Source organism: Mesorhizobium sp. P2_A12, from assembly GCF_056405075.1.
The window spans coordinates 155,778-163,563 of the sequence record NZ_JBFUCU010000011.1; the positions used below are offsets into that span (position 1 = coordinate 155,778).

The 7,786-nt window shown below is 63.1% G+C and carries 3 protein-coding genes; 2 read left to right on the forward strand and 1 reads right to left on the reverse strand.

Translation table 11 applies throughout. The features are described from left to right. Positions 1-35: 35 nt before the first annotated feature. Complete coding sequence (locus tag AC1DZU_RS22495) at positions 36-3,812, reverse strand: glycosyltransferase (protein WP_477288454.1); 3,777 nt, start codon at positions 3,810-3,812, stop codon at positions 36-38. A gap of 1,117 nt (positions 3,813-4,929) precedes the next feature. Between AC1DZU_RS22495 and AC1DZU_RS22500 the strand changes: the two genes are divergently transcribed. Beyond that, entirely contained in the window at positions 4,930-5,244 is a 315-nt protein-coding gene (locus tag AC1DZU_RS22500; protein ID WP_143748632.1) for a hypothetical protein, read from the forward strand. Positions 5,245-5,338: 94 nt separating this feature from the next. Then, a partial coding sequence (locus tag AC1DZU_RS22505; protein ID WP_477288456.1) for a DUF4347 domain-containing protein occupies positions 5,339-7,786 on the forward strand: 2,448 nt, incomplete at its 3' end.

Here is a 7,786-nt window from a genome sequence, read left to right on the forward strand (position 1 = left end):
TTGGCCCGGTCCAGCACCGACGGTTCTCGCTCCGATTATTGTTTAATATCCCCAGTTCCCGCGCACTTGCGTATGGCTACGAGACCGCCCATCAGTTTGGCCCGATTCAACTCATAGTGGCTGTCAAAAAACAGGATCTGGGCAAACTGACTGGCAAGTGCGCTCACTCCCAACGGATCGACCGAGCGCGCGCTGCCGTACTCCTTGATCTCGCGCAACAGGGTCTTGGTCGGCGCGATCCTGCTCGCGTCCTCACCGGGCGGCTGCCAGTCGAGGTCTTCGATGAAGTACCAGCTGCCCGGAGCGAGCAGGGAAAAGAATTCGCGCAAAGTAAGCTGCTCGTCAAAGGAGGCGTGGCTGCCGTCGTCGATGATAACGTCGAACGACTCCGACTTGAGTTTCCCGGCGATTGTGCGCAGATCACCCGGCCTGGATTGATCACCGACGAACGACCTGAACTGACCATTGTTCAGGCGGGAAAAATCGGCGAGGTCGACGCCGACCACCTGGCAGAACGGAAAGTACATTTGCCAAAGACCCACTGACGCCGGTGCTGCCCGATTGTCGATCTCAGCATCGCGGTGCTGTCCGATCTCCATAATATGTCGCACCGCGAGCCGGCGACTCGACAGCAACCGATCATATACACGAGCATAACTGTGCCGGTTGCCTGTGTGTCGATTCTTGTCGGTTGGGAATTGGTCGGCAAGTTTCGTTAGTGAGGGAAATCCGACGAGGGGGTCAATCAGCGACGAAATCAACGATGCCCGTTTGTCACCCGGCTGCGCGTCGTTTCGCGCCGTCCAAAGATGGATGCCGACTACGCGATCATCGTTCAGATAGTCAGCCAATTCCGCTATCGGCTTCTCGAACCGGTCGATCTCGTTCCAATCGATCGTGTTGAAGAACATCGGGCTGAACACCCATTCTTGCAGTTCGGCTCCCGCATCGGAGGCAATATAGTCGGACAGCAGCTTGGGGCCGATATCTCCAAACTCCTTGCCGCCGGCATCATGGAAACGTGCGATCGAAATCTCATAGAGCGCCCTCAGGTGGCGGCTGTAGGGCTGGGCATGCATGACGTTGCCGCAGATGAAGTGGCCCTTGTGCGCTCCCCGCCATTGCAGATTGAAGAAATGATCGCCGCGGAACGGGAAGGGCCGCAGCATCACGACGTCGCAATCCATCCAAAGTCCGCCATGCTCGTACAGCACGGCGTAGCGGAAGACGTCGCTGAAATACCTGATCTCGGAGCCGGCGACGATCCGCTCGAACAAGGCGCGCGGCATTACGTCGTCGGCATTGCGGATTTCGATCCCATGGGGGATGAGGAATTCGAGCTTCTCCGGTGCATAGCTCCACACCCGCACCGGATGGCCCGCCGCTCGCATCGACGTTGTGGCGGCAATCAGGGTACGATGCTCGGCCTTGTCGGACATCACCTGATAGAAGCAGTTGATCTGGGGAAGTGCGGTGTCGTCGCTGCCAAGGAAGGGATTGATCCGCGCGTCGAACTGGCGCGATCGTTCCCGCCGTTCCAGGGGAGAATCGACGTCGCGCAGAAACGGCGCAAGCTCATAGAAGAACTCCTCGGTTGATTTCACGCGGTCGGAGGCGATGGCTTCGACTAGCGCCTCGCCTCTGTCCCCCGCCGCGCCATCACCAGCACGGTCAGGCTTCATCCCCATTTCCGTTGGAGGAGCGGTATGCGCTGAATGATCTGGCTGGAGGCGCGAGGCCGGCGACGACGGCGTCAGACTGGATGCTGTGTCAGCCACACCCGATGGCAGGCTATCCACATCCTCCAGCAAGGCCTGGACCTCACCCACATCGACGGTCGCGATCCAGGACTCGCTGTCGGCCACACTGTAAGAAATCAGCAAACGCGCGTCATCCGGATGCCAGGCTAGACCCGCAGCGAATTCGACGCCCTTTTTGTCGAAGAAGAACGGACGACTTACTTTTCGCAAGGTGTTGGCTTCGTCGAACCAGACGAACCGATGCAGGTAGTAGCGCCGCTTCTCGGCAGTCCTCCATTGGACTTCATGTATCAAAGCGAGCCAACCACCGGCGAAAGCGATCAGCTGTGTCCCCCCCCTGAACCGTTGGGCAGCAATGGCCGGGGGAGTCTCGCTGATGATGGCGGCATGCTCATCTACGATCCGCGTGGGATCGCAGAGGGAAATGAATTGCAGCTTCTCTCCGCCTGCCTCCGCCGCGGGAGGGTTGACTTGTGGCATCCAGTTTTTCTCGTGCACCCGCGGCCCTTCCGGATGGAGCACGCGCCAGTCGGTCAGCCGGCAGGCGCCACCCTCGTCGATGCGCGCAATGACCTGTTCGCACCAACCCTCCGGTGTCAGTTCGCGCACGCACGAGACACCCCACAGCGCATCGCGCCAGGCGAACAGGCGCATATCCTCAAATCCGAGAACCCGGTCGCACGCGGGTTCCGGCATGTCGGCCGGCGGCAAAATCTCGCTTGCGGACTGGATGGCGAGTTCGTCGCTCAATCGGAGCAGGAAATTGCGCGTGTGAACCGGCACTCCGTCCGGCGTGTCGTATTTAAGGTTGTCTTCGGCCAGGGTGTAATTCACCGTACGCTGCAACAGCACGATCTGGCCGCCCCATAGGGCCACCGACGGGTTTGACGGCCGATAGCCTTCGGGCGCCGTGAAACCAACCGGACGCGCGCTGAAGGACGGCATCACCGTCTTGGCGGGCTGCACATAGAAGAACAGGTTCGACCACGCCAGTTCCCTGGGGCCATCGCCGATGGTCCGGTTCAGCGCCAGCCAGTTGCACGCCGCGAAGCCACGGTCCTTGCGCAGGGGATCGCGCGCGTAGTTTGCCGCGATCGCGTACTCCTCCAGCAGGCCTGTCGTGTAGGCGTAGTCCTCGATAAACAGGATGTCCTGCTCGGGTCGCTTGATCGCCAGCCCCGCTTCCGAAAACAACACGCTGGCGTCATTCATCCCCTTCTCGCGGTAGAACCGCGCCAGGTCATAGAGCGGCTCGGCACGTTGCGGCCGCTGATTGAAGGCGGCAAGCGCCTGGCCGATGAAGCCAGCCTCGTCGCCGAGCGTGCGCAGACAGCGTGCCTCTTGCAGCCGGGCGTTCCACGCCTCCTCGTCCCAGCCGCCCATCGCGGCGCGCTTGGCGTAAGCCACCGCGGCCTCCGCCGTCCGCCCGGCGTCGCGGTAGGATTGCGCCAGGTAGAACCAGTAGCGCTGATTGTCCGGATCCCTCTCAAGCGCCTCCAGCAAAAGCCTGGCATCGCGCTCGAACTTGTCCACCCGGTTCGAGCCGCTGGCGTGGTCCTTGTACCAGGCGCTGCGTAGTTCTTGCACGCCACCGGGAACGTCGAGATATTCGTGGGTTACACCATGGTAGCGTGCGCCCACGTCGCGCCTGGCAAGACGCGTGTTCCAATAGGCGAGGCCGGAATCCGAGCGTTGCAGCAGCCGGTAGCCTGGCCCGTCGAGCCCCTCGCGGAAGCCAGTATCCTCGACCATCAGCTCCATGTCGGCGTCGTCGAACAGCAGATAGTCATAAGCGAGCGGCGAGGCATAGGCGAAATCGAGCGCGGCGTTGCGCGCCTGCTCGAAATTGTGGAATGGAAATTCGTGGAGCTCGCCTGGCAGGTTGCGGGCGGCGAAGAACGATTTGACGAAATCCTGTGTCCCGTCGGTCGAGCCGGTATCGCCGATGACCCAGCAGTCGATGTGGCTTGCAACCGCGCCGAGACAGCGCTCGAGATTTGCCATCTCGTTCTTGACGATCATGTTGAGGCAGAGGCGCTTGCCGCTTGTCATATGCCGACTGTCTGCTCCCCGGATGACTGCGGGCTGAGGCGGTCACTTTCATGCCGTAGTGCCGTCTGGGGCAGCGATCCGCTCCGATGCGGATTTGTCCGACCTTCATGCCCCATGCGCAATACCCCCCTGCCTCGGCCATTCGCATGACCCGTGTGCAAAGGATAGCTCGTCCCTTCCTTTGCAAGCGCGACCCCCGCGCTATCCATTGTTAGCTAGCGCTGTCCGCCGCCGCAAGGGTCTCGCCGTCCCGCTGAACCAGCCTTCGGCAAACAAGCGCTCCCTTCGGCTCGATCGCTCACACTCCAACTCCGTCACGATATCGGGAGGGCACGACGCGAACCAGGAGGGCACCACCCTTAAGCCTCGGATTTTTCGACGCGTTTGGCCCACGAGCGCCATGTAGATGTCGACCGAAAAGTAGTTACCCGTGGTCAACAATTAACAAATTACTAACAGGGTTATTTACAACTTGCTAATTTTAGATATTACTAATGTCTTGTGCATGGGAGGGTAGCCGTGGACCGGGCAGGAGGCCTGTCGGTCTGCGCAGTCTGTCAGCCTGGAGAGTGTCTGGAGCAAGTCATTTCGTGCGTGAGGGCGCACAGAGTGTGCGGTGGCGTGCAAGTGGAAGACGTCGTGACGCCTTGAACTCGAGGCCAGCGTTTTCCCAACCTGATGTTCCCTCGCAAGCAGTCGGTTCCCTCCCAAGTCGTCGTCGAGAAATCGAGACACGCGTTACGGGAGTGGGCTGTGGTAGGTGTGATATCGCGTATGAAACGATGCGGCCGCGACGCGGGCGCCCGCTTCGATCACCCCCTCAATCGTCCGCAGCCGGCCGCCGGCAGGGAACGCCCGGGTGCCTGCGGGCTCCTCAATCACCTCAGCGAAGACAAGTGGCGCACCGTTCGATCGAGCGTGACGAAGAGGCAGTCAAGCCTTGCCCGCCCGTCTCGTAGACCTGCCCGTCATACGCGGACGCGCACCGGACCGATAGCAGCCGCGAACGGCTTCGGCGAGCGCGTGCGCTCGGAGGCATTTGAATCCAGCGATTGAACCTAAGGGTACGAACAAGAGAAGCAGGTGGCCCAGCCGCCGCCGACCGAGGAGAACAATGATGAGCTACATAGCAGGGTTTGCGGTCATGGAAGTCGCCGTCAGAGGCGTCTTGCCTATCGGCGATACGACCGAAAATGTGCCTTATTTTATTCTGGACACGGCCAAGAACGCCATCGTCGGTCAGGTCGTTCTTCCCAAAGCCGTCAAGCGAAGCCTCGCCGTCGCTCTCACTGTCAAGGTTCCGGCCGCAGCCGGCTCATTTGCGATTGGCACATTTGAAGATGGCGGGAATTTCCAGGCCTGCAGCTTCCTCCGCGTAGAGAGCCCCGCTGTCAAACATCCCGACGGCGCCGTCGGCCCGTCCGGAAGATGACCGCGCCCAAGCTCCTTCTCCCTACGACCGCTCGCCGGCCAAGCCGGTGGGCGGTTTCCCCTTGAATCGAATTCGAAGCCAACAGGAGCCAGTCATGGCCCGTGCCTCTGAAATTCTCTTCGTGGATCCTTCAGTCTCCGACCTCGAGACGGTTCTCGGCAAATTGCGACCGCAAGTCCAGGCTGTCGTGCTCGATGGGCGCCGGCCGGCGGCGCAGCAGATCGCTGCCGCGCTCGCAGGGCACGAAAGCCTCGATGCAATCCATATCATGGCACATGGCGCACCTGGCCGAGTTGGCTTCACCTCAGGAGAGTGGTCGACCGGGACGTTGAAGGAAGCGGCTGACGATTTTGCCGCGATCGGCAGGGCGCTTGCCGCGGACGGCGAGCTGCGGCTGTGGAGCTGCGAGACGGCGTTAGGGGATGCGGGCGAGACCTTCGTGGCGGCGCTGGAAGAGGCCGTCGGCGCGGACGTCCGTGCATCGAGATCGCTGGTTGGCGCAGCCGCCCTGGGCGGCTCCTGGGAACTGCCCGCACGCGCGAGCGCGCCCACGCCGCCGCTGACCCCGGATGGGGTGGCAAGCTACACCGGCGTGCTTGCGGTTGATCTGACACTCACGGGCAACTTAACCGCTCAGAATGGCAGCGCGAGTATCAACACATATTACTTAATAGACATAACAGCCAATCCTGATCTATTGGTTGGCAGCTTTCCACTGCCGCAATCAGGTAACGGCGTTGTCAGCGAATTTGCTGTAACAATAACAATTCCGGACCCTACCCATACTTATCGGATTTACGACAGCGGCTTCAATTTATACGGTACACTCACTCCAGGCGCCGGTAATACTTACAATTTCGCGGCGGGTCCCTCCAATGGGGCCGGGGGCAATCAATTCGATATTGGTAGTTTCAGCACCAGTACAGTTGGCGCGACGGGCCCGGCGGGCCCGACCGGCGCTACGGGAGCGACCGGAGCGACCGGCGCGGGTGCGACCGGAGCCACGGGCGCGACAGGTGCTACTGGCGCAAGTGGCTCATCGGGTGCGACTGGCCCGACAGGCGCCACGGGCGCGACAGGAGCTACTGGCGCAAGTGGTTCATCGGGTGCGACTGGCGCGACAGGCGCCACGGGTGCTACCGGCACGGGTGTGACCGGAGCCACGGGTGCGACGGGCGCGAGCGGCCCGACGGGTGCGACTGGCGCAGGCGGAGCTACAGGTGATACCGGCGCCACGGGTTCCACGGGTGCAACGGGAGCCACAGGTTCGACTGGCGCTGGCGGCTCGACCGGAGCCACAGGCTCTACGGGTGCGAGCGGCTCGACGGGAGCGACTGGCGCAAGCGGAGCCACAGGTGATACCGGCGCCGCGGGTTCCACTGGCGCCACCGGTTCTACAGGCGCGACGGGCGACACCGGAGCGACTGGCTCGACCGGCGCCGCCGGTTCGACCGGCGCTACTGGTTCGACAGGTGCGACCGGCTCGACTGGCGCCACGGGCGATACCGGTGCCGCGGGCTCAACTGGCGCAACTGGAGCCACAGGTGCGACCGGCGCCACGGGCGACACCGGAGCGACTGGCTCGACCGGCGCCGCCGGTTCGACCGGAGCGACTGGTTCGACAGGTGCGACCGGCTCGACTGGCGCCACGGGTGATACCGGCGCCGCGGGCTCCACTGGCGCAACCGGAGCCACAGGTGCGACCGGCGCCACGGGCGATACCGGGGCGACTGGCTCGACCGGCGCCACTGGTTCGACCGGCGCCTCCGGTTCGACCGGAGCGACTGGTTCGACAGGTGCGACTGGCGACACTGGTGCAACAGGAACCACGGGTGCAACGGGCTCTACCGGAGCAACCGGCTCGACTGGTGCCACCGGTTCGACGGGAGCGATAGGCTCAACCGGCTCGACTGGCGCAACCGGCTCGACCGGAGCGACGGGCTCGACAGGTGCGACTGGCGACACTGGTGCAACGGGTTCGACCGGCTCGACCGGCTCGACCGGGGCCACCGGTTCGACCGGAGCAACTGGCTCGACAGGTGCAACGGGTGATACCGGCTCGACCGGAGCGACGGGCTCGACTGGTGCGACTGGTTCGACCGGCGCAACTGGCTCGACAGGTGCGACTGGCTCGACAGGTGCGACTGGCTCGACTGGCTCGACCGGAGCAACTGGCTCGACAGGTGCGACTGGTGATACTGGCTCGACCGGAGCGACGGGCTCGACTGGTGCGACTGGGGACACTGGCGCAACGGGTTCGACTGGCTCGACCGGAGCCACCGGCTCGACCGGAGCGACCGGCTCGACCGGAGCAACCGGCTCGACTGGAGCAACCGGCTCGACTGGTTCGACCGGCGCAACTGGCTCGACCGGTGCGACTGGCGACACTGGTGCAACGGGTTCGACCGGCTCGACTGGCGCCACCGGTTCGACGGGAGCGACAGGCTCGACCGGCTCGACTGGAGCAACCGGCTCGACAGGTGCGACTGGCGATACTGGTGCGACTGGTGCGACCGGCTCGACTGGCGCCACCGGTTCGACG